Consider the following 22,774-nt stretch of genomic DNA (forward strand, 5'->3'; position numbering starts at 1 on the left):
TATAAAAATACTTTTTTTTTATTCATTTATGGAAATCTTCACCAATCTGCATCCCCTGCAAAAATCCATATCATGAAGACAAAAATTTATTTGACAATGCTCTTTCTTAGCCTGGCAGGATTCAGAAACAGCGAAGCGCGAACAATCAGCGGAACTGTTTACGATCAGAACGACCGTAAGCCTATCCCCGGAGTTTTAATCAGCATTGAAGGAACCCTCCTCCATTTCAATTCAGATGCGAACGGACACTACTCCGTTCCTGTAACTGACAGCAAAAAAGTGCTTATCTTCTCCTTTATAGGTTATGATAATCAAAGGATAAAAATTGGCTCATCAGATAAAATAGATGTATGGCTGATAGCTTCCAAACAAACGTTGAATGAGGTAGTGATAACTGGTTATACTATGCAACGAAAACAATCAATAACAAGTTCAGTTAGCACAATAAATTCAACAAATTCCAGCAGTATAGGTTTAAAAAGCAGCGTGCCTGGCATGCTTATCAGAAATAATTCCAATGTAACATCAGATTCAGAATCCTATAAGAAAAATGCAGAGAATCAATTTACTGATCCTAGGAAAAATCCGCTATCTACCTTTGCAGCAGATGTAGATGCCGCATCTTACAGTAATTTCCGAAGGTTTGTAAATAATGGCCAGTTGCCACCAAAAGATGCAGTAAAGATCGAAGAAATGATCAATTATTTCCAATACGATCTTGCCGGGCCAGTGAATAAAGCTCCCGTAGCCATACATACTGAACTTTCTTCAGCACCGTGGAGCCCTGCACACCGTTTACTAAGAATAGGAATCAAGGCAAAATCAGTTAAAACAGACGAGCTCCCATCTTCAAATCTCGTCTTTTTACTTGATGTATCAGGATCGATGTCTGATGCCAATAAACTTCCACTCGTAAAAGCCGCTATGAAACTTCTGGTAGATCAGTTAAGACCTGCAGATCATGTAGCCATTGTCACTTATGCCGGAGAAGCAGGTTTAAAATTAGCCAGCACAACAGGTAATCAAAAAATTAAAATTAAAAACGCAATAGATGAACTTCAGGATGGCGGATCTACCGCTGGTGGTGAAGGAATAAAAATGGCTTATCGTATTGCAAAGGAGAATTACATTAAAAATGGTAATAACCGGATAATTCTCGCTACCGACGGAGATTTCAATGTTGGTGCATCCAGTGATGAAGATATGGAACAGATGATTGTAAAACAGAATAACAGTGGCATCAGCATGTCTGTTCTTGGATTCGGTATGGGCAATTTGAAAGACAGTAAAATGAATACTATTGCTGATAAGGGGCACGGCAATTACGCTTATATTGATAACATTTCTGAAGCAAGAAAAGCAATGGTGACTGAATTTGGAGGTACACTTTTTACTGTTGCGAAAGATGTCAAAATTCAGGTTGAATTTAATCCGGCTAAAGTGCAGGCATATCGGTTAATCGGATATGAAAACCATTTATTGCAAAAAGAAGACTTTAACAACGATAAAAAAATAGGTAGTGATATGGGTGTCGGACACACTGTTACAGCATTGTATGAAATTATTCCGGCAGGCTTAAAAGATGATTATTCATTAAATATTGATCCGCTAAAATATCAAAAAACAGAAAAAGCGAATGCATCAAATTCTTCTCCAGAGCTATTAACTATTAAATTCAGATACAAAACGCCGGATGCTGGAAAAAGTGAGATGGAAAAAGTTTCAGTTAATGACAATCCAATTCCAATACTAAAAACAAGCGATGACTTTAGATTTGCCAGCGCTGTAGCAGAATTAGGGCAGCTTTTAAGCGATTCGGATTACAAACAACAGGCTGACTATGAAAGCTTGATTTCCAGAGCAAAAGCAGCCAAAGGTAAAGATGAAGAGGGCTATCGGGCAGAATTTATCAATCTTGCAAAAAATGCAAAGGAGCTATCGAAAAGTAGCGAAACTTATACAAAGTAATCTTTAAAATAATGAAATTGGGCCAACCAGGTTTAACGCGTTTGCCCAATTTTTATTTGAATTGTTTTTTCGACAAACTATCTCAAACTTATTTTCTTAAAAACTTCTACCGCAAAGTCAATATCAGCCTCATTCACAGAGGCAAAACCAAACCTGATCCCACTCATGTCTTTTCCTTTAGTGTAACTACTGCCTAAAAGTTGCAACCCCATGGACGAAGCCTTACTTATCACCTGTGAAACCGGGAATTCTTTTTTAAATCTTAACCAGAGTGCCATCCCTCCTTGCGGTTTTGTAAATTCAATCATTTCACTTAACTCACGCTGAATTAAGCAGGCGCTATAATCACAGCGTGATCCATATAATTTAATCGCCTTTTTAATATGCCTTGAAAATTCCCCGCTACGAATTAATGACGCTATGGCCCCTTCCATTAAAACATCACTCCTTAAATCAATCAGTGATTTAAACTTCATCGCACTCTGCAAAAAATCGGTTGTTGAAATCATATAACCTAACCTGAACGGAGCACCCAATACCTTAGTTAATGAACCAATATAAATAACGTTTCCATCATGTTCACCGCTTGCTAAAGGTAAATACGGGCTATACTGATATTGAAAATCATAATCATAATCATCTTCAATAACTGGTAATTGATAAGCCCTGATCAATTCTAATAATTTTGTTCTGCGTGCAGAACTTAAAGTCACAGTAGTGGGGTGGTGATGGTGAGGAATAATATATAATAACTTTATCTTTTTATTATTCAGTGCAATTTCTACGGCATCAATATCCATCCCCTCACTATCTACAGGAACACGGATCAATTCTGCGCCAAGCTGTCTGAAAACAGCATCTGCCATGAAATAGCTGGGATCACTCACCAATACCTGGTCACCGGGTTTAAGAATAAGTGACGCTGCAATATAAATAGCCATCTGTGCACCACGGGTAATCATTAAATTATCTGTCGTAATATTCAGCCCCCTGGTTTCATTTAAAAAGGAATGCAGTGCCTCCTTAAAACTATTGCTCCCTCCTATATCCCAGCTGGAAGCCGATTTTTTCAGCACATTGAACCCCAAAAGTTTCCGGTATTCCTTTAATATCTTTTCAATCGGAAAAATATCGGTCTCAGGAAATCCATCATCTACAATCAATTGATATCCAGGCAATATTCTGGGCAGCGATGGTACATGCTCAAGTTGATCAAATGAGAATTCAGATTTCCCTTTATATCCTTTCAGAGAACTTTTATTTGCATAAGATCTTGGTTTTATAATAGGCAAACGTGAAGAAATACGATATCCTTTTCTTTCTTCACTTTCAATCCAGTCCTCTGCAATCAGATCATTATAGGCAGCCATAATTGTTTTACGGTGCAATCCAAGGTCAATAGCTAAAACACGGGTACTTGGTAATTCCATTTGTGGCAATAAAATACCTTTTTGTATCAATAAGACTAATTGCGAAGCAATCTGCCTGAATACAGATGTGGAACTACTTTTATCAATTTGCAATAAGTTTTTGAATGGAAGCATAGGCGGCTAAATTAAGCTTTTATCACAGAAACATCACATTCATCTGGTCCATTTAATTAAGAAGAACTGGTACCCTAACCGGCGACGGCACCACAGTAAATTTGTACCCGACAAAGAAAAAATAGAGAACAAAACACTGAATGACAACGCAATACAACCATATCATTTCCTAAAGGATATAAGAAAGCAATTGCGAGCAACTTAATTTCATATATCTTCTTTGAAGGCCAGATAGAGAAACTTTTACCCCGGTACCAAAGAAAAAACACACAGGAAAAGTTTTAGAGCTCCTGTTTTAGAAATAAATAACAATTATATTCCAATGAAAAAATTATTGATTATTAATGCCAGTCCAAGAAGCAGCAGATCAAATAGCAGAGGTTTAACCGAAGTGTTTGTTAAACAATGGAAAGAAAAAAATCCAATGTCCAGTGTGCATTACCGTGAAGTTGGACAGGAAGCGATTCCACATGTTTCAGAGTTATGGATTGCTGGTGCATTTAAGCCCGCCGGCTTACGTACAACTGAAGAAATTGATGCACTCAAAATAAGTGATCAGCTGATTGCTGAGCTGAAAGCCGCAGATATCATCATTTTAGGATCACCAATGTACAACTGGTCTATTCCAAGTGCGCTAAAGGCTTATTTAGACCAGGTAATCCGTGTCAATGAAACAATCAAAATAAGTGGTACAGATCCTCAGAATCCTTATGAAGGACTCTTGAAAAACAAATCCGTTTATTTGCTATTGAGCAGAGGTAACGGGGGTTATGGAAAAGGCGAATATTATGAGCACATGAATTTCCAGAGCAACTATCTTAAAACTGTCTTTAACATTATGGGGATCGATGATATTCAGGAACTCTCTTTAAATGGAGAAGCTTTTGGAGGTGATTTATTTGAACAATCCATTAAAAACATCCACACTACAATTAACGAAATAACCAGCAGATCATGAGAAAAAAGTTAATCCTGATAGGTGGAGGATTCGCCGTTTTCTGGAGTGCAATGTGTGCATTGCTCAAAGTCGCGAACTAAAAAAAGAATGGGAACTGGAAATCACCTGGATTACTCCGGATAATTAAAACTTTTAGGCAATAAATACATGAAAAAGGGATCTGAATAGTTTCAGACCCCTTTTTCAGAAAGTTTAGCTAATATTTAAAAATCAGTATCAAGTTTCTTTTGCATTTCAACTCTCACCAGGTTAAAGGTTGATAACATTTTTTCATTTAAAGTTTTAAGAACCCTCATCCTTTGACGTTTACCACCCTGACGATTATTGGCTATATTCGAAATAGGCATACTTTGTGACTGAAAATCAGTATATGTTTTATACCTGCTCTCTTTTCCATAGGCATATTGTGGTATTTCCATTTTGATCTTATACTTGCCATCTTTTACAATTACAGATAACAGTGCATTAAAATAATATTTATCATTAACAGGATTCGAGCCATTTGTGATTGCACTGAAAGCCGTCATATCTGAGATATCATAAAAATTATTTATACTGCAAATTCCGGCTTCTGCATCATAATTTGAAGTTCCCATTTTGCTACTGGTAAATGTTTTTTGTATAGCCAGTTTTGCTCTTGAGAACAATTCTTGTTTTGTGGTCTCAGGCAGCTCTAAAACTGATTCAACATAAACTACATTGTCTTTAACAGGAAGATAATCTTCTAAAGATACTGTATCAGCTACTTTTGCTCCATTGCGTTGCGTACTCCAGGTAATCACATCTTGCGCTGTAGCATTAAAATTTAAAAATAGTCCAGTAAGAACTAATAAGAGAGTTAATTTTGATAAATTCATTGTTAATATTGTTAATTTTCCGCAATAATACAATATTAATAGTTAAAAAAACATGTTATTAAGACCTAAATACAATTGTATAGATAACTGTTACTTGGTTCATTGACTTACCCTGCCTAAATTAAATACGACTTTAGCAGCCCCTAAAATTCCACCATTATTTTTATCATGAATCAATCCTAATATCTCAAAATCCTGCGCGTTGAAATCCTTTGGCAAAGTAACAGTGATAATCCCACTTCCTGCTGTACTCAAGGGACTGCTTGTATTACCGTATAACTTTAATATTTGGCATTATTTTATTATTTGTTTCTTTATTTATTCTGAGTGAATCTTTAACGTTCCTGAAAAATAGTTAGACGGCAACAGGAACAGTAACAAAGTTAGAGTTATTAAGCGATTCTGACGGAGATAGTTACAGACCAGTATTTGCCATTCAAACTAAGAATAATCAGATTTTTATTTATAAACATACTTCGTCCAGTTCACCTGCAAGCTGGAAAGTTGGAGAAAAAGCTACATTTGCTTACGATCCCAACGATCCGGGTTCTGCCAGGATATTCACCTATTTCGGTGTCTTTAGCTGGACGATTGTGTTGTTGTGTATTTCCATTTATTTAATCGTAATTGGTGCAGGTTATCAGCTTTCAAAGCAGTTTTTATGCAAGTTTTGAACTCAAATCTCTATCTTGTTTTTTTATAGCATCAGTAAAAAACCATGGGCCAGGAAAATCTAGTCAGCTTTCTCAAAAACACGAACCTGATTTCTTCTGCTGTGGCTGCTGAAATTGCGGATCACTTTATAAGAAAAATCATTTCTAAAAATCAATTCCAACTTAGCGCAGGTAAAATATGTGATGAATATTTATTCCTGGAAAAAGGATATATGCGTGCATTTGCGCAGGATACGGAAGGCCATGAAGTCACCACAAATTTTTATACACAAGGACAGGTTATATTTGAAGTTTCTTCCTTTTTCAATCGCACAAGATCTCAGGAAAATATCCAGGCATTGACAGACTGTGAAGGCTGGAGTATCAACTATGAGCAACTGAATAATCTTTTTCATACGCTCCCCGAATTCAGAGACTTTGGCAGATCAGTCTTGGTTAAAGGATTCGCAGCGTTTAAAAACAGAACGTTGTCTATGATTACAGAAACAGCAGAAGGAAGGTATGAACAACTGTTAATGGCAAATCCGGAAATCTTTCAGCATGCGCCTTTGAAAAACATTGCTTCTTATCTTGGGGTTACAGATACCTCTTTAAGCAGGATACGAAAAGAGCTGTCAAAGAAAAAGTAAGTTTATTTCTTGTCATTTGGCAAGAAATCCAGGTGTTCGCAATGCTTCCTTTGTATAAACAAAAAAGCTATGGAACATTTACCTTTTTACATCAGACTCATCTTTATACTCAGTACAATTTTCAGTGTATGGATGCTCTACAAAGCCAGCAATTATTCAAAATCTTTAATCCTGATCATACTTTCATGGCTGGCATTGCAAGCTATTGTTGGTCTGTCTGGATTTTATACGGTTACCACAACCATCCCACCCCGGTTTGCCTTGTTAGTTTTCCCTCCTGTGGTACTCATTGCAGTCCTCTTTTTTACCAGAAAAGATATACTTGATAGTTTTAACGTGAAAATATTGACGTTACTCCACGTGGTAAGAATCCCGGTAGAAATTGGTTTATATTGGCTATTTATGCACCGAGTTATTCCGGGAATCATGACCTTTGACGGACGGAATTTTGATATCCTATGTGGATTAACGGCACCTTTAGTTTATTATTTTGAATCTATCAAAAATGTGCTGAGCAGAAAAATATTAATCGCATGGAATATCCTTTGTCTGCTATCTCTTGCTAATATTGTGAGTACAGCTGTCTTATCTGCCCCATTTCCTATTCAGCAATTCGCATTCGATCAACCAAATATTGCCTTATTATATTTCCCTTTTGTATGGCTGCCATGATGCATAGTACCGATCGTATTACTGTCACACCTGGTAACTATAAAACGACTGATCAATCCAGCCATTTAATTTGATATACCCTGAACATCTTAACAATTATGGCTTTTAGAGTGCCAAAAATTGAATGCTCAGGGTATGCTCAATTATAAATTCTCCAGATATTGATCAAGGTTATTCAGTCCTGCAGTAAAGCCTCCCTCGAAGCCCATTTTCAGGAGCATCTCCATATCAGTTGTTTGCTCAAAAGTAATTTCAATAGTGACCTGAGTCCTCTTACTATCCAGCTGGCTGAATTCCTTTTTCCAGCTCACTTTAGGAAAGTCTGGATTTTCATTGCCTTGTGCATCGCAAAATACCGCCACACTGGTAATACTGTTTTGAGCATCAATAGTATGATAATCTACCCTGCACCAGGTTTTTTCCCCTTCAGGACTCACCATACAGTAAAGCCATTGCCCGCCTTCGCGAAAATCCATATGCCCGGTTTCCGCTTTGTAGGGTTTGGGAGCCCACCACTGATCCAGAATTTCTGCTGTGGTCCAGGCTTTCCATACCTGCGCCAGCGGGGCATCAAATAGCCTGACTACGCTAAGTTTTTTGTTTTCCATGTCCTTTGAAAAGACTGCTTCTCTTTTTGTCATGATTGTTTATGGTTTTGGTTTTTCAATAGTTCATCCAACTGATCAAAGCGGCTTTCCCATTGTGCACGGAATTGCGTTACCCAGGTATCCACTTCTTTCATCTTTTGAGGATTAAAATGATAGTGTATTTCACGGCCGGATTGTTCTTGATTAACGAGCTGGCATTCAGTCAGTATTTTTATGTGTTTGGAAATAGCCTGACGGCTGCTGTCAAAATGTTCAGCAATGGCATTCGGAGTCATGGCCTGAATGGCTAATAAAGCCAGGATAGCTCTGCGGGTAGGATCGGCAATGGCCTGAAATACGTCTCTTCTCATAGGATACACAATTTAAGCAACTGATCAGTTGCAAATATACATGCAACCGATCAATTGCGCAAATTATATGACATATTTTTATTTTCTGATCAGACGGAACAGCTTGGTTTCATATGAATTAACATTACCGCTCCAGTTATTCCCTGTTGCGATAACTTTATGCTGCCATAAATCTCTGATTTGATAGTTCCCGGTTAACCCAAAATTATAAGTGATTTTCCGGGTTTGATCTGTGCGGTTTAAGATGGCTAATGCGTAGTCACCATTGGCCAGTGGTTTTAGAAAAACTATCCAGGTTTCATTGTTTAATTTACGGACAGCTTGTTTTCCTAAAGAATCCTGATTGAGCAGAATCACCTCAGGATTTAACAGAATCCGTTTAACTTCTTCAGTCATGTGACGAATATCATTAGTAGCTGCCAGCGGCGAGGCCAGCATACACCATAAACTCATCTGACTTGCATATTCGGCCTTTGTTATCTCTTCCTCCCTGCCATCCGTCATCAATGAGTACATAATTATAGCCTGCTTTTAACATGCCGGTACTGACCATGGCATCGGCCATTTCCATAATGTCTTTTTCGTTGATCTGATCTGCAAAATAATTCCATGTCATCCAGCCCATTGGCGGCTTTAAAGCTAAACTATTACCCTGGTTGGATTGAGCAGAAGTTTTGAAGTGGAAAAGACAATAGATAAGGGTGAGGTATACTGATATTTTTCTCATTTGCGTTTTATTCCACCGGGTATCCTTTATCAATCCAGTCAATTTTGATATTTTCAGGAAGCTCCAGCAATTTCACATTTGTAAATTTCTGATCCACAAATGCTTTAAATGCGGGTCTGATGTTTGGGCATCTATCCATTGGACAACATCCGCAATAAATCACAATCGCTTTATTTTTAGGGGTAGTTTTCAGGATTTCTTTCAGCTTATCTAAATTTTCAGCCTCACTGGCAGCCCCCAGGTTCGTTGCTCCTTTAATATTTTGAACAACTCCAATATTGTAAATTTTAACATCTTCTTTTTTACTGATCATATTCGCTAATACAGCGGGCGAAATCAATTGCTCTTCTTTCCAGGGATTACTTTGGAAATGAGGTTTTGATACTTGCGCAAAACAAACAGCTGTGATCGCTGTGAATAACAATGCAGTAAATGATATTTTTAATAAAATGTTCTTAAGCATAGTTCTATAATATTAACGTTTTAAATTACTTTAATCAAGGGTTCGTGTACTGTATTTTCCAGCCAGCCAAAAGAAACAACGTCTGCATCAATTAAGCCCTGATTCTTTAAAAGTGCTTCGAATTCTTCTACTCCTTCAGCTTCTACAGCAACCAATAAGCCGCCGCTGGTTTGAGGGTCTGCCAGAATAAACTTTTGATGAGCTGTTAATGTACTGATCTTGTGCCCGTAACTATTCCAGTTTCTTTGTGTGCCACCCGGATAGCAGTTCAGGTTAAGGTAATATGGCAATGATGCAATTACAGGTACTTTATCGAATTCAATAGTTGCACTTAAACTGCTTCCATCACACATTTCAGCCAAATGACCAAGCAAACCAAAACCTGTTACATCAGTCATCGCCTTTATACTTGGCAACTGACCAAATAACTCCCCCATTTTATTAAGTGTAGTCATACTTTTGAGTGCAATTGCTGCATCTTCCGGAAGTAAAACACCTTTCTTTTGTGCGGTCGATAAAATGCCTACGCCCAATGCTTTGGTTAAATATAAACGACAGCCGGCAGTAGCGGTAGAATTTTGTTTCAGGTGAGGAATATTAATCAGCCCATTAACTGATAATCCGAAAACCGGTTCAGGACAATCAATACTGTGTCCGCCGGCCAAGGTAATCCCAGCTTCAGCACAAATAGCTCTCGCGCCTTCTAAAACTTTCTGTGCAACTTCCGGAGCAAGCTTTTCAATAGGCCACCCCAAAATAGCGATGGCCATTACTGGCTTTCCTCCCATCGCGTAAACGTCACTGATCGCATTTGCAGAGGCAATTCTGCCAAAGTCATAGGGATCATCGACAATAGGCATAAAAAAATCTGTAGTCGAAATTAAGGCTGTTCCATTGCCCAAATCAAATACGGCAGCATCATCCCTTTTATCGTTTCCGACTAAAAGACGAGGGTCAGCTGTAGCCGGAACTGTAGTGTGCAAGATTTTGTCAAGCACTGCGGGACTAATTTTACAGCCACATCCTGCGCCATGTGAGTATTGGGTAAGTTTTATAGAAGTCGGTTCCATTTTTCTGAGTTATGTTTATTGAGCGGAATGTAATTCCTGTATAGATGCCAGTATTTTGGCCGCATTCACTTTGATGTCTTTACTATCAATAGCTATTGTTTTAATTTTCTCCGGATCACGTTTATGAAGGCCTGTTTTATAGGTCTTATCATAATAAACCAATACGATCCGGATAAAGTCGGCCATACGGTTATCTTCGATTGCCAGGATAGCATTTTTAGTCTGTTCGGGGCCAAGCCTCTTCCAGATACGCTGGGTACATCCGATTAAAAATTCAGGGTCTAAGGCTCCGTATTCTACAGCCAGCATTTCGACACGGTGTTCCTGTGGAACCGCTATGTTTAAAACTAACGAGCTTCTCATTTGAAACCAGAAAGGGTTCGGGATACACCTTTTACCAATGGTCAGACTTTCGTCTTCTACCCATATCCGGTTTTCAGGATCGAGTTTATTTAGTTGAAAAGCGAAGTTATTTTCAAATTGCTCTTGTGTAGGCTGCACCATTTTATTCATCGTGCCATAGGATGATCCCTGGTGCTGCGCCAATTCTTCCAAATCTATGATCTGTTCACCCATAGCCTGAAGCTGATGAAGAAGCCTGGTTTTACCAGAGCCCGTCATCCCGCCCAGGATAGTTAATTGATAGGATTTTTCAAACTGTGCGACAGACCATCTGCGGTAATTCTTATACCCACCTTCAATAAGATACACTTCAAAGCCATACAAATCAAGTGCCCAGGCCATTGCACCACTTCTCATGCCCCCGCGCCAGCAATGAACGGCAATCTTTTTTTCGGGTGAAATGGCTAAAGCCGTCTTAATAAAAGACGACCATTTATTCCCTGTAAGATCAAAGCCTAATAAAATCGCTTCTTCTCTTCCAACTTGTTTATAGGTTGTACCTACCTGAACACGTTCTTCATTCGTGAAAATCGGCACATTAAATGCACCGGGTATACTGCCTTGCTGAAACTCTAAAGGAGTTCTGACATCAATTAAAGGAACGGATTCAGGTAAATTGATAAAGTCATGAATAGCAATTGATTTGATCATTTTAAGGATTTAGTACCAGATCCGTAAATATGATCAAATTATAGAAATTACGAGCCTGTTTGTGTAACAGGTTAGTTATACTTTAATGAACTGTCATAAGTATCATCGATCACTTTGTCTTTCCATTCTTCTTTTCTTTCTGCCAGCAGTTCAGCAATCCGTTCTGCACTTAAACCCGCAGCATTGTTATAAGAAGCAATATAAGCTGATAGTTTTTCTTCTATTGCTTTGATACTGTTAGTGAAATCTACAAAGTCTTTGACCATGCGCTTACGTCCGCCATGCGAGGAGAATAATACATCATTAAATCTAAAGTATCTGTGGGCCAAGTTATTTCTCAAGACCAAAACTTCTCTGAATTCCTCCATATCAATATCACTGATTTGATAAGCTTCTTGTAATAAAGTAGTCATCACCCCTACCATCATTTTACTATGGTCATATTTAGCCCAGATTGCTTCATAGGCATCTTGTGAATCAGGTTTGTTTTTAACGATGTCATCTATAGCTAACATATTGATAGTCTGCTGCTCTAAAACCTGCCCCATATAGATTGCTCTGCCATAATGGGCATAAAGCAATAGCGCTTGTTCATTTTCTTTTAATTCGTATTCTTCAATCGCTTCCTGATAGGTTGTGTGCTTCATTGTGCTGCTTTTATAGGTTTTACCTGGCTATAACGCTTATAACACAGGTTATGTTCTGTTTTAATTCAACAATTTATTGTTTACGCCATGCCGCCCATGCTCCTGTACTCCACAATGCCCAGATCACCAGCACTGGCTGAAATAATAACCTGATGCCACGAAGCAAATCTGAGTTCAGGCCAAAAGCATTGGTATGCGTGATGAGCTGAGAAATATTACCGGGAAAAACGAGTACAAAAAACAGCGCCACAATCCAGCCAATCCTGATACGCTGGCTGCTCCAGAATAAAAGGGATAACCCCATAGATATTTCTACAATTCCGGATAAGATCACGACAAGATCTTTATTCAGGGGAACCCAATCAGGCACTTGCGCGAGGAATTCTATCCTTGCCCAGCTCAGGTGTCCGATCCCTGCAGTCAGCAGAATCAGACTTAACAGGATACGGGCAATAGTCTGTGCTTTGCTGGTTGGATTTAATTGCATTTTCATATCTCTATTCGCTTAATATCATCAGGAGAACATGAAACCAGTCAAAAAGTTTGGCTTCCTCAAATTTAGCTCAGGACTGACTATTTTTCATGTCCTTCCAGGTCTTTATTTTCAAAAGCAGGTAAGATAGTAAAGCATAAAAACAAACCTGAATAACTAAAATAGTGGTATAATCACTGATAGCACTCAGCGTACCGCTTTGAAATAACAAGATCCGGTATCCGTTAACAAAAGGCATCATTGGAAAAATATAAGCAAATACTCTTGCTGCCCACCCGGTCTGATCAAAAGGCCAGCTATATCCGGACACAATATATACCGTCATGGAAAGTACCATTAAAAATTGTACCGCCCTTAACTGGGTTTTAAAAATTATACTGGCTACCATTCCCATAAAAGTTGCAGCAGCAATAAACAGGAAAAAGATGACGGCTGCGTCCAGTATATGTTTGGGAAAGGGCTCTCTGAAAATCACATAGAAGCAGGCCATAATACCTGCCAAACCTATGGATATGATCCAGTAAGGAATAACTTTGATAGCCATCATCATCGATACAGACTTGCTTTTCTGACATAATTCTTTGAAAGTACTGGCTTCATATTCTGAGGTAAAACTCAGTGCCATCACTACAATAGTTACCGTTTGCAAAATGATAGCCAGGTAAGATGGCCAGGAATAAATCATATAATTAGAAGCCGGATTATATAAACGGAAAGTATTGGAATGAAAGGCTTCATACTGGCCCGCAGCTACTGCCACCGGCAACCCCTGCTTCTGCATTGCCCCTATTTTTATACCTGCATTTAATGTTCCGCCAGCAGTCAGTAAACCCCGGGATACATAACTGGAGGTCATCAGGTTCGCGCTATTTACATAGGCATTGATTTCGGGATGTCTGTTCTGCAACAGGTCAGCTTCAAACCCATCAGGTATCACTACGGCCGCCAATGCTTTGTCATTCATTAAGGCGGTTCTCATGTTTATGGTTTCGTGTTTCACGGCTACCACCTTCAGCACATCCATATCATCGAGCATATCAATAAATCTGGTGCTCATTGCAGAGTTATCTTTATCAACGACCATCACAGGCAAATCGGTAAACTTACCTTTTTGATAGACCGCTCCAAATATGATTCCATACAAAATGGGTCCACCAATAAACAGCATCACCATAATCGGATTGTTCTTGAACAACCTGAATTCTCTGCCTGTTAAGGATAGAAATGTTTTAAATCTGTTCATGGTTATTCCTCTTGTGTCTTAACTTCTGCTGATACCCGAAGGCTTTTCCTGATTTTTAATTTCAGCAGTATAAAACTTATTAAAAAATATACTGCAATCAAAATAAGCTGATGCTGGATAAAGGGCATTACATCGTGAATATTCGCCCCTTCAAGCAGTAAGGCTCTCAAACTTCTTAAATATGGGGTCAATGGGATAATTTTGCCAAAAACTTCCAGGATAACAGGGGTCTGATCTGCTGGCCAGGTAAAGCCGGATACGGTAAATGCGGGTGAAGCAATACATAAAAGCAGCTCTGTCGCTTTCAGTTGAGAGGGAAAAATAAGACTGTATAAACCGCCGAGTAAACAGGTGCTGATCACCATCAGAATTTGTGACAGAAAAAGCACTTCGGGATGCACGGGATTGGGCAGTTTAAAGTGCAGACTGAATAAGTAAAAGACCAGCAGGGTAATCATCGACAGCATTACGTAAGGGAACATCTTGACAATGATGAGTTGAAAGGCTGAAGTAGTACGGCCTAAAATACCCGCTGTGTTAAAGGTATTGTTTTCTATTTCCTGCGAAAAACTAACAGCCATTGCCAATAAAAGGAGCTGATGCAGGATGGAGAAAATAAGTGCAGGCCAGAGGAATACCAGGTAACTTTGCCCGGGGTTATAGAGTTGAAAAAGGTTGAGCTGGAACGGCTGAATTCTTTGGGCAGCTACACTGGCAGGCAAACCCGATTTCTTCATCGCCTCTATACCAATTCCTGCGTTCAGGGTTCCGTTACATTGTGCAATCGCAGTTCCGGCTGCCCCCGCAGCAACGGTATTACTCATGTTCAGATAACTGTTGACTTCAGGATTACGTTTATTCAGCACATCGGATTCAAACCTTTCCGGGATCACCACAATAGCAATTGCACGTGTATCGAGTATGGTTTGATCCAGGTCTATAGTTTCATGTTTGACTTCCAGTACGTGCAGGGTTGGGTGATCGGAAAACATATCGATCAGCTTGTTGCTCATCGGGGTATTGTCTTTATCTACCACCACAATTTTCAGGTGTTTCACTGCGCCGTCCATGTAAACATTGCCTAATAAAAAAGCAAGGATAACGGGCATGATCAGAAAGGCAACCACAAATATTTTGTTGCTCCAGAACAAGCCAAACTCTCGTTTAACCAAATAGAAGAAGTTATTGATCTGCTGGTGCATCGGATTTATAGCTTAGCCCTTGGCAGTAAAACAGCAGCGTTAAAAAGCAGGGTTTCAGTTTTTTTAATATCTGCCGGAATAACTTTAATTTCATAAACAGCTTCGTCCATTTTGTAGTCCGGATAAGCTGTAGTAATATCGGCATATTTAGGCATCTGCTTAATAGTCACTATTTTCCCGGTAAATGTTTCCTGGTTATAAGGAACCTTTACAGTCACCTCTGCGCCTTGTTTAAGTTCAGAAATCTGACTTTCAGGGATAGTGAAACGAAACCAGGTACTGCTTGGAATATAGCCGCTGAAGATTGCATAACCTGGGGTTGCCAGTTCTCCTTCGTGTAAAGTAATGGTTTCTACAGCCATATCATTGGTGGCAATAATGTATCTTTCAGAATAAGCAACTTCTGCTTCTTGTAATACGCCTTCTGCTTGCTGCTGCTGTCCCATTGCAGCTTCTTTTGTTTCTGCACGCGGGCCTTTTTTGGCTTCGTTCAGTTCTGCTGTTGTGGCTTCAAGTTGTGCTTTTGCGCCTTGATATTTAGCAAACGCTTCGTCGTAAGCCTGGGGGGCCATCATACTGTCGGCATACATTGCACTGGCACGTTTAAAGGATTTCTGCGCAAAAGAGAATTGTTCTGCAGTAGCTTTATATTTAGCCTGTATTTGTTTCAGCTGGTTTGAAGTGGCACCATTATCGGCCATGGTATGTTGTGCTGATGCAGCTTTAACCACGCCATGTGCCTGAGCTACTTTAGCGGTAACTTCTGGTAGATTCAACATAGCCAGCGTGTCTCCGCGATGTACCAGATCTCCTTCTTTTACATATATTTTCAGGATCCGCCCTGCTACTTTAGTTGTAAAGGCAATGGTTTCTCTTTTTATCTTTCCTTCAAATGCGTTCTCCAATTTTTTCTGGCTGCAAGAGGTAACACCAAAGAAAATTATAATCAGCGGTAATAATATTTTAATATGCTTCATCTTGATAGAATGTTTATTTCTTTGATTTGAATTTGTCTATAGTCAGGTTTCCGGCAGCTTTATGTGCTTCGTCAGCGGCCCTTCTTTGATTGAATACGGTTTCTAAGTAACCTAGTTCAGCTTTTTCACTATCGGTTATGGCCGCGATCAGATCGGCTGGTTTGATCAGTCCGACCCGGAATTCTTTTGTAGCAATTTGTAAGGCATCCAGAGATACTTCTTTTTCTTTCTCTTTGGCAGCAATCTGTGCGGTAGCAATACTGTAATCGGTATTTGCTTTAACCAGACCAAGCGACAATAATTCTTTTGCTTCTTCTTTTTTATTCCTGACCTGTTGTAATTCAATCTTTATTTTCCTGATTTCATGTTTACTTTCAAATCCATCGAAGATGTCCCATTTTACACCCACGCCCGCAATAAAAGTGGGGAATAGTTCCAGTTTGTTCATCTGAAGTTTGACATCACCGGTATTAGGGCCGAGTGTTCCGGCTTTATTTTGAAAGACAAGATTGTTTAAGCTCATATAAGATACCGAACCGAAGGCCGCAGCAGTAGGTATCAAATGATTCTTTTTAGCTTTAAGCTGATAGTTATATGCTCTGTCCTGAGCTTCGAGTGCGGCAAATTCGGGACGGTTATTGACATCCTGATTCGGAATTACATTCAGGTAAGGCACCAGGCTGTTATCAATTAATTGAAGTGTATCTGTGCCGGTTCCGGTCAGCTGTGCTAATCGTTTAAGGACTAAATTCCTTTTCCCGTCATATTCTACCAGTTTTGCTGCTAATTGTGCCCGGGCAACTTCAATCTTCTTGTGTTCATATTTAGTGATCAGACCGTAGGAAAGCGCTTTATCGGCAATCTTTGATTGTGCTTCCAGTTGCTTGCCACTATTATCCAGCACTACTTTACTTTGTTTTAGCAGCGCAAGCATGTCATAGGTTTCACTGACTTTACCAATAATTATCTGCCTGTCATTCTCTAAAATGACTGTTTGAGCTTTCATCTTTTCGGTGATTGCCTTTTTATAATTGCCAATTTTAAATCCGTCAAAGAGTAATGCTTTTACACTTACATTGGCCAGCCAGGTATTATTGTGCATGTTAAAGCTACCATCCAAAGCTGGAATAGGAATATTTAAAATAGGAAAGGTGGAGGATGGCAAACTCGCATTGACACTGCTGTTTAAATAAGCATAACTCGCCATACTGCTTACACGTGGCAAATAGGCATCTGATAAGGCTTGTCTGGAATCTTTGCTTTGTTCTACGTCGAGTTGTTTATTGGCCAGTTCTGCGTCTTTATTGACAGCGCGCTGCATCAGCGTAGGTAAATCCGGTACTGCCTGGGCTTGTACAGTGTTTATCCACAATAGTGAAATAAACAGAACAGCGGTAAACACCAGCCTGGTTGGGTAATAGTTTCTCATAGGGTAATGAATTTCCCGCAATAATTCTAATTTACATTTTTAATCAGTGAATACTGCGTTTATACTAGTTTAAACTAAAAACTATCGTTTAATGTTTTTTCTATTTTCGGTAACAGGTTAAAAGCATCCTGAGCAACCTGGGGTACTGGCCGGGCCAGTTTACGTAATTTTGTATCTATCCAGGAGCCTTCGACGGTAAGAATGGCTCTTACTTTATTTTCCTGATCGGTAAATTCTTGCAGAATAGACCATTTTGATCCGTCTGCACTCATCTTCTCCACTTTGATATTAATGTTGATCACGTCTTCAGATTTGATCTCCCTGAGAAATGTGCAGGATTCTTTGAAGATAACCGGGCCAAAGTGCTGTTCTTGCATCACGGTCATTGTCAGGCCGAGTTCACCTAAAATTTCTAACCGGGATTGGGCAGCCAGGTCGTAATAACTGCTATGTCTGAGGTGAAAGTTGGGGTCTAAATCGGCCCAGCGTAATGCTAATCTTTTCTGAAAATGTACCATGATCTCTACGGATTATTTATAGGGACAAAGGTAACATATAGCCGTTTTTTATTATACTGACCTATGTTAGGAAATTGATTTACGAAGCCTGCTCAAACTTTCAGGATGAATACCAAGGTATCTGGCAATCCGGTGGACGGGGATTTCCTTGATCACTTCAGGTCTGTATTTAATTAGTTCGAGGTAGCGTTGTTCTGCATTTTTAGTGAGGGCATCTTTTTCTTTTCTCACTCTTTTCATATAGAGTCCTTCGGTAGCAAGCCTGCCAAATTGATTAGCGAGAAGAGACGTTTTATAGGCTTCTTTTAATTGAGCATAGGGGACAATTTCTACAATGCAATCTGTTAAGCAATAGAGATATACATCTGATGTTTCTTGCGCCAGGAAAGAGGTATAAGAGGAAACCAGATCATTGGAGAAACAGAAGTCAATGATTTTATTCCCGATTTCGGTTTCCATACCGATCTCTATAATCCCTTCCTTAAGAAAATAGATATTTCTTTCCACCTGACCTATACTGGTCAGAACGGATTTTTTGGAATACACTGCAGTAACTGTAGGAAATGGAAAGGTTTCATTTGTACTCAGCATTTCAGCGATGTATTCACTCAAAGTCATATCTTATTTTTCGTGGTGATCTTCAAAAATAATCATTTTCCGGCAAAAGGGCATAATAAGCGAATCTTAAACGGTTTTTGAGCTTTTTAATAAACCATTTCAGAATTCTGGTGTTCACCTATTCATTAATACGGAATTTAATCAGATCAACAAATGGATAATCAAACTTATGCGCTCATCAATGCTTCAAGAACGGGAGACGTTGATCAATTAAAGAAATTACTTCAGGATAATCCTGATTTAAATGCTCAGGACGAAAAGGGGTATTCTCCGCTTATTATTGCAGCTTATAATAACCAGTATGAGGCGGTAAAATTATTGGTGGACTCGGGTGCAGCTGTCAATGCGCAGGACTTTGGCGGTAATACGGCCTTGATGGGTGTCTCTTTTAAAGGCTATCGTGATATTGCTGAATTGCTGATTAGTCATGGGGCTGATTTGAACCTTCAGCACGGAAATGGCGGAACTGCTTTGATGTTTGCAGCCATGTTCGGCAGAAATGAGCTGGTTAGTTTGCTGTTAAGCCATGGGGCGGACAAGACAATATTGGATTCCAGAGGGTTATCAGTTTTTGATTTGGCTGCGCAGCAGGGAAATGAGGCTGGAATCGCGTTGCTGGAACAAGACGATGTAAATCATAACGCATCTTAAACTGAGTTTATTTTTTAAATTATATCATAAAGGCTATATCAATTGATATAGCCTTTATGATTATTACCAGATCTCAACTAAGCTGGTATCTTTCCTTTTTTCTCCCGTTCCCAGAAACGGTGTTGTTGTATCGCTTTTTCAAAATCTTTAGCTGTCTTGTTCAGCAATAATCCTTCAACCGGTTCCTTTTCATCTTTTACCGGGATGTTAGAAAGCAGGATGAACTCCACTCCTTCTGCACTGGCGGCAATAGCTTTGCAATGTCTGAAAGCTTCTTCAACAAAGTGTACTGCATCTGCTTCAGCACTTAAGGCTTGAACTGACTTTTCACCACCAGGTACATAAACCGCGTCAAATAAAACAGATGCGGTAGTCAGGAAAGTAAAATCAACTTTGATTAATTTTCCTGAGTCATCTTTAATATGTCCGTCGTGAGTAGCTACAATTTTCGTCATTGCTCCGGCTGCTTCGAGTACCTTTTTATAAGCGTCCAGTTGATTTCCATTCACACCGTCAGCGGCCAGAATAGCAATTTTCCTGGTTTTGATAGTATCCTTTGGCGTATCTTTCATACTGAGTGCCGCACTTGCTTTCAATGTGCTTTTTACAATTTTCGGCTCGTAGCTTTGTTGATCAGCATCTGCAGGAACACCGTGATTAACTGGTTTTTCCGGCCCCGCTGGTACATCCAGACCTAAACCTTCTGCGACACGTTTAGCTAGTGTAAGGTCTACTTGTGTTAAAATACCCAGCATACGTTTTCTAATTTCCACGATTTCTACTTTTCCAAGTTCAAATCGCAATGCGTCAACCAGGTGATTCTTTTCTGGTTCAGACTGACTGTTGTAAAAAAGTGTAGCCTGAGAAAAATGATCAAAGAAACTATCACTGCGTGCCCTGATTTTCTTCGCATCTATGCGTTCCTGGTAAGAGCTGAAACCACCTTCTGAAACTTTAGCTTGCAATGGTGAATTATCATTGATACTGTTAGGCTGATAACTGGTGCGCCCGGTATTGATGGTTTGGCGCATATGTCCGTCTCTTTGATTGTTATGTACGGGTGAAATTGGCCTGTTGATAGGAATTTCATGAAAGTTTGGCCCTCCCAATCTTGAAAGCTGTGTATCGGTATAAGAGAACAAACGACCTTGTAAAAGTGGGTCATTGGTAAAATCAATACCCGGCACAAGGTGACCAGGATGGAATGCAACCTGCTCTGTTTCTGCAAAGAAGTTATCAGGGTTCCTGTTCAGGGTCATTTTTCCGATTCTTTGAACAGGAACCAGCTCTTCTGGAACTAATTTAGTCGGGTCCAGCAAGTCAAATTCGAATTTATGTTCATCTTCTTCCGGAATCACCTGAATTCCCAATTCCCACTCGGGAAATGCACCTGCTTCAATAGCTTCCCAAAGGTCACGTCTATGAAAATCGGGGTCATTTCCTGAAATCTTCAAAGCTTCATTCCAGACTACGGAATGTACACCAAGCAGTGGTTTCCAGTGGAACTTAACAAAGTGTGATTTTCCTTCTTCATTGATCAGGCGGAAAGTATGGACACCAAATCCTTCCATCATTCTATAACTGCGTGGAATTGCCCGGTCCGACATCAGCCACATAATCATATGGGAAGATTCGGGCATCAGGGAGATAAAATCCCAAAAGGTATCGTGCGCAGAAGCTGCCTGAGGCATTTCATGGTGTGGTTCAGGTTTCACCGCATGAATCAGGTCTGGAAATTTAATTGCATCCTGGATAAAGAACACAGGCATATTGTTACCGACAAAATCGTAAATACCTTCCTGGGTATAGAATTTAACGGAAAAACCTCTTACGTCCCTGGCCAGGTCTGTAGAGCCTCTGGAACCTGCCACTGTTGAAAAACGGACAAAAACCGGGGTCTTTACTGTAGTGTCATTTAAAAATCCTGCTTTTGTATATTCAGCCTGAGATTTATACAATTCAAATACACCATGTGCACCTGATCCCCTGGCATGAACAATTCGTTCAGGAATTCTTTCATGGTCAAAGTGGGTGATCTTTTCTCTGAGGATAAAATCTTCCAGCAGTGTCGCCCCGCGCTCACCGGCTTTCAGTGAGTTTTGATCATCATTGATTTTTAATCCCTGATTAGTGGTCAGCAGTTGGCCTGACCCGTCTTCTTTATTGGTTTGGAGGTCTTCATTTTTTGAAATTACTTCCGGTGGAGATACTGCTGGTTTTTTCATAATCCGATATTTATCTTTTGTAGTTATTATCTTCTGTGGTTATAGCCTTTTATAGTTAAGAGTCAGGCTCTTTTCCGCTAATTCGCAACCAGAACAAACCGTTTTATGAAATGTTTTAAATTAAAATATGCTGTTGAATATGGGTTTTGTGATTAAGAAAGGATAAGATGTTATAAAATGAACTATAAATACACAAAAAAAGCACATATATTTGAACTCAAATTTTACAACTATATTTTATGGCAAAGGCATCCGAAATCAAAGTAGGAAATATTTTACGTTTCAACGGCGAATTGGTAACAGTTACAGAAATCCTGCATCGTACACCAGGTAAAGGTGGAGCTTTCTACTTAGGAAAGTTTCGTAATATTAAAACCGGGAAAATTGTAGAGGCCCGTTTAGCAACTGACGAGCAGGTTGAAATTTGCCGTGTAGAAACTAGTGATTTCCAATATTTATATGAAGAAGGTGACTACTTTGTAGTGATGGATAACGTTACTTTTGAGCAGTTCAGTGTGGCTAAAGCGTTGTTCGGCCCAGCTGCAAAGTTTATCAAAGAAGGAATGGATGTTATCGTTTCTTTTGAAAGTGAAGAACCTATTATGGCTCAGGCACCAAACTTTGTAGAGTTGCTGATTTCTTATGCTGAACCAGCTGTTAAAGGAGATACTTCTTCTGGTGCATTAAAATATGCAACCACAGAAATTGGCTTTGAAATCAAAGTTCCTTTGTTCGTTAATGAAGGTGACAAAGTAAAAGTAGATACACGTACGGGTGAATACGTTGAACGTGTAAAATAAGTAATTTCGCCATCCTGATGGCTTTATTTATATTCTTTTTAACAAAAAAAGCAGCTTATCGGGCTGCTTTTTTTGTGATACCCGAAATTGACAGGCAATTTAAGGATCAAGTCATAAACTTGTGGAGCAGGCTCTTTTTTAAGCATAAATTTTGACACGCTAAACAGAAAGTCTTTGCTATCACGGATGCTGTTATGCCTCTGGAAGTTGCGCTGAAAGCTTTCAATTTGCATGGGAATGACTCAGCCGAAACAAGGCCGGGCTGTTAGTAAATAAATTCAAAATAGCTTAATAATAGATCTATATCGGCCGGGTACTGCCCGGGTACTGTCCGGGTACTGTCCGGGTACTCGTTAGGGTAAGTCCAAGGTAAGAGTACCCTGAGTCCATGGCAAGTC

At 39.4% G+C, this 22,774-nt stretch carries 25 protein-coding genes and 1 pseudogene; 7 read left to right on the plus strand and 19 right to left on the minus strand.

Annotation, left to right across the window (positions count from 1 at the left end; translation table 11 throughout):
- Positions 1 to 72 precede the first annotated feature (72 nt).
- Complete coding sequence (locus LY11_RS14385; RefSeq protein ID WP_111634366.1) at positions 73 to 1,968, plus strand: vWA domain-containing protein; 1,896 nt, start codon at positions 73 to 75, stop codon at positions 1,966 to 1,968.
- A 77-nt stretch (positions 1,969 to 2,045) separates the two neighbouring features.
- Here the strand turns inward: LY11_RS14385 and LY11_RS14390 are convergent, their stop codons facing one another.
- Complete coding sequence (locus tag LY11_RS14390; protein ID WP_111634367.1) at positions 2,046 to 3,512, minus strand: aminotransferase-like domain-containing protein; 1,467 nt, start codon at positions 3,510 to 3,512, stop codon at positions 2,046 to 2,048.
- A 322-nt stretch (positions 3,513 to 3,834) separates the two neighbouring features.
- On the opposite strand from LY11_RS14390, the gene LY11_RS14395 reads away from it, so the two are divergent.
- The gene (locus tag LY11_RS14395) at positions 3,835 to 4,470 is read left to right on the plus strand and encodes an FMN-dependent NADH-azoreductase (RefSeq protein WP_111634368.1); all 636 of its coding nucleotides are present in this window, start codon (positions 3,835 to 3,837) and stop codon (positions 4,468 to 4,470) included.
- Between the two features lie 203 nt (positions 4,471 to 4,673).
- On the opposite strand, the gene LY11_RS14400 is transcribed toward LY11_RS14395, so the two are convergent.
- Entirely contained in the window at positions 4,674 to 5,327 is a 654-nt protein-coding gene (locus LY11_RS14400) for a DUF4468 domain-containing protein (RefSeq protein ID WP_111634369.1), read from the minus strand.
- A gap of 99 nt (positions 5,328 to 5,426) precedes the next feature.
- A complete protein-coding gene (locus tag LY11_RS26705) occupies positions 5,427 to 5,582 on the minus strand; it encodes a hypothetical protein (protein ID WP_170132691.1) in 156 nt (51 codons plus the stop codon).
- Positions 5,583 to 5,704: 122 nt separating this feature from the next.
- On the opposite strand from LY11_RS26705, the pseudogene LY11_RS27300 reads away from it, so the two are divergent.
- The 3 genes and pseudogenes from LY11_RS27300 to LY11_RS14410 all read left to right on the plus strand — a co-directional run.
- Positions 5,705 to 6,001: pseudogene (locus LY11_RS27300) on the plus strand (DUF3592 domain-containing protein); the annotation flags it as partial.
- Positions 6,002 to 6,045: 44 nt separating this feature from the next.
- The gene (locus LY11_RS14405) at positions 6,046 to 6,630 is read left to right on the plus strand and encodes a Crp/Fnr family transcriptional regulator (protein WP_111634370.1); all 585 of its coding nucleotides are present in this window, start codon (positions 6,046 to 6,048) and stop codon (positions 6,628 to 6,630) included.
- Positions 6,631 to 6,699: 69 nt separating this feature from the next.
- The gene (locus LY11_RS14410; protein WP_111634371.1) at positions 6,700 to 7,302 is read left to right on the plus strand and encodes a hypothetical protein; all 603 of its coding nucleotides are present in this window, start codon (positions 6,700 to 6,702) and stop codon (positions 7,300 to 7,302) included.
- A gap of 143 nt (positions 7,303 to 7,445) precedes the next feature.
- Here LY11_RS14410 and LY11_RS14415 read toward each other — a convergent pair whose 3' ends face one another.
- From LY11_RS14415 to LY11_RS14485, 15 genes are all read right to left on the minus strand, one after another.
- Positions 7,446 to 7,943 carry an SRPBCC family protein gene (locus LY11_RS14415; RefSeq protein ID WP_111634372.1) on the minus strand — a complete coding sequence of 166 codons (498 nt, stop codon included), beginning with the start codon at positions 7,941 to 7,943 and terminating at the stop codon, positions 7,446 to 7,448.
- Entirely contained in the window at positions 7,940 to 8,260 is a 321-nt protein-coding gene (locus LY11_RS14420) for an ArsR/SmtB family transcription factor (protein ID WP_111634373.1), read from the minus strand. Before LY11_RS14420 ends, LY11_RS14415 begins: the two co-directional genes overlap by 4 nt.
- 78 nt (positions 8,261 to 8,338) lie before the next feature.
- A complete protein-coding gene (locus tag LY11_RS14425; protein WP_170132692.1) occupies positions 8,339 to 8,713 on the minus strand; it encodes a hypothetical protein in 375 nt (124 codons plus the stop codon).
- Positions 8,670 to 8,987, minus strand: a complete 318-nt coding sequence (locus LY11_RS14430; RefSeq protein ID WP_111634375.1) for a Sip1-related alpha-galactosidase — start codon at positions 8,985 to 8,987, stop codon at positions 8,670 to 8,672. The genes LY11_RS14425 and LY11_RS14430 overlap by 44 nt, the downstream gene beginning before the upstream one ends.
- 7 nt (positions 8,988 to 8,994) lie before the next feature.
- On the minus strand, positions 8,995 to 9,450 hold the full coding sequence (locus LY11_RS14435; RefSeq protein WP_211321555.1) for a rhodanese-like domain-containing protein: 456 nt from the start codon (positions 9,448 to 9,450) through the stop codon (positions 8,995 to 8,997).
- Positions 9,451 to 9,470: 20 nt separating this feature from the next.
- On the minus strand, positions 9,471 to 10,520 hold the full coding sequence (gene selD / locus LY11_RS14440) for a selenide, water dikinase SelD (RefSeq protein WP_111634376.1): 1,050 nt from the start codon (positions 10,518 to 10,520) through the stop codon (positions 9,471 to 9,473).
- 15 nt (positions 10,521 to 10,535) lie between these two features.
- Positions 10,536 to 11,573 (minus strand): tRNA 2-selenouridine(34) synthase MnmH, encoded by a 1,038-nt coding sequence (gene mnmH, locus LY11_RS14445; RefSeq protein ID WP_111634377.1) that lies wholly within the window; start codon positions 11,571 to 11,573, stop codon positions 10,536 to 10,538.
- Between the two features lie 71 nt (positions 11,574 to 11,644).
- On the minus strand, positions 11,645 to 12,220 hold the full coding sequence (locus LY11_RS14450) for a hypothetical protein (protein ID WP_111634378.1): 576 nt from the start codon (positions 12,218 to 12,220) through the stop codon (positions 11,645 to 11,647).
- Between the two features lie 73 nt (positions 12,221 to 12,293).
- Positions 12,294 to 12,713 (minus strand): DoxX family protein, encoded by a 420-nt coding sequence (locus LY11_RS14455; RefSeq protein WP_111634379.1) that lies wholly within the window; start codon positions 12,711 to 12,713, stop codon positions 12,294 to 12,296.
- A gap of 70 nt (positions 12,714 to 12,783) precedes the next feature.
- Positions 12,784 to 13,956 carry an ABC transporter permease gene (locus LY11_RS14460; RefSeq protein ID WP_111634380.1) on the minus strand — a complete coding sequence of 391 codons (1,173 nt, stop codon included), beginning with the start codon at positions 13,954 to 13,956 and terminating at the stop codon, positions 12,784 to 12,786.
- Positions 13,957 to 13,958: 2 nt separating this feature from the next.
- Positions 13,959 to 15,158, minus strand: a complete 1,200-nt coding sequence (locus tag LY11_RS14465; protein WP_111634381.1) for an ABC transporter permease — start codon at positions 15,156 to 15,158, stop codon at positions 13,959 to 13,961.
- 5 nt (positions 15,159 to 15,163) lie between these two features.
- The gene (locus LY11_RS14470; protein ID WP_111634382.1) at positions 15,164 to 16,135 is read right to left on the minus strand and encodes an HlyD family secretion protein; all 972 of its coding nucleotides are present in this window, start codon (positions 16,133 to 16,135) and stop codon (positions 15,164 to 15,166) included.
- A 13-nt stretch (positions 16,136 to 16,148) separates the two neighbouring features.
- A complete protein-coding gene (locus tag LY11_RS14475; RefSeq protein WP_111634383.1) occupies positions 16,149 to 17,564 on the minus strand; it encodes a TolC family protein in 1,416 nt (471 codons plus the stop codon).
- A gap of 74 nt (positions 17,565 to 17,638) precedes the next feature.
- Positions 17,639 to 18,082, minus strand: coding sequence for an acyl-CoA thioesterase (locus tag LY11_RS14480; RefSeq protein WP_111634384.1), 444 nt, complete (start codon positions 18,080 to 18,082; stop codon positions 17,639 to 17,641).
- Positions 18,083 to 18,148: 66 nt separating this feature from the next.
- The gene (locus LY11_RS14485; protein ID WP_111634385.1) at positions 18,149 to 18,700 is read right to left on the minus strand and encodes a Crp/Fnr family transcriptional regulator; all 552 of its coding nucleotides are present in this window, start codon (positions 18,698 to 18,700) and stop codon (positions 18,149 to 18,151) included.
- Between the two features lie 153 nt (positions 18,701 to 18,853).
- Here LY11_RS14485 and LY11_RS14490 point away from each other — a divergent pair, with 153 nt between their 5' ends.
- Positions 18,854 to 19,351, plus strand: coding sequence for an ankyrin repeat domain-containing protein (locus tag LY11_RS14490; protein ID WP_111634386.1), 498 nt, complete (start codon positions 18,854 to 18,856; stop codon positions 19,349 to 19,351).
- 77 nt (positions 19,352 to 19,428) lie between these two features.
- On the opposite strand, the gene katE is transcribed toward LY11_RS14490, so the two are convergent.
- Positions 19,429 to 21,576, minus strand: a complete 2,148-nt coding sequence (katE, locus tag LY11_RS14495; RefSeq protein WP_111634387.1) for a catalase HPII — start codon at positions 21,574 to 21,576, stop codon at positions 19,429 to 19,431.
- Between the two features lie 239 nt (positions 21,577 to 21,815).
- On the opposite strand from katE, the gene efp reads away from it, so the two are divergent.
- Positions 21,816 to 22,376, plus strand: a complete 561-nt coding sequence (efp, locus tag LY11_RS14500) for an elongation factor P (RefSeq protein WP_111634388.1) — start codon at positions 21,816 to 21,818, stop codon at positions 22,374 to 22,376.
- Positions 22,377 to 22,774: the final 398 nt, after the last annotated feature.

It is taken from the genome of Pedobacter cryoconitis (assembly GCF_003259615.1).
GTDB lineage: Bacteria > Bacteroidota > Bacteroidia > Sphingobacteriales > Sphingobacteriaceae > Pedobacter > Pedobacter cryoconitis.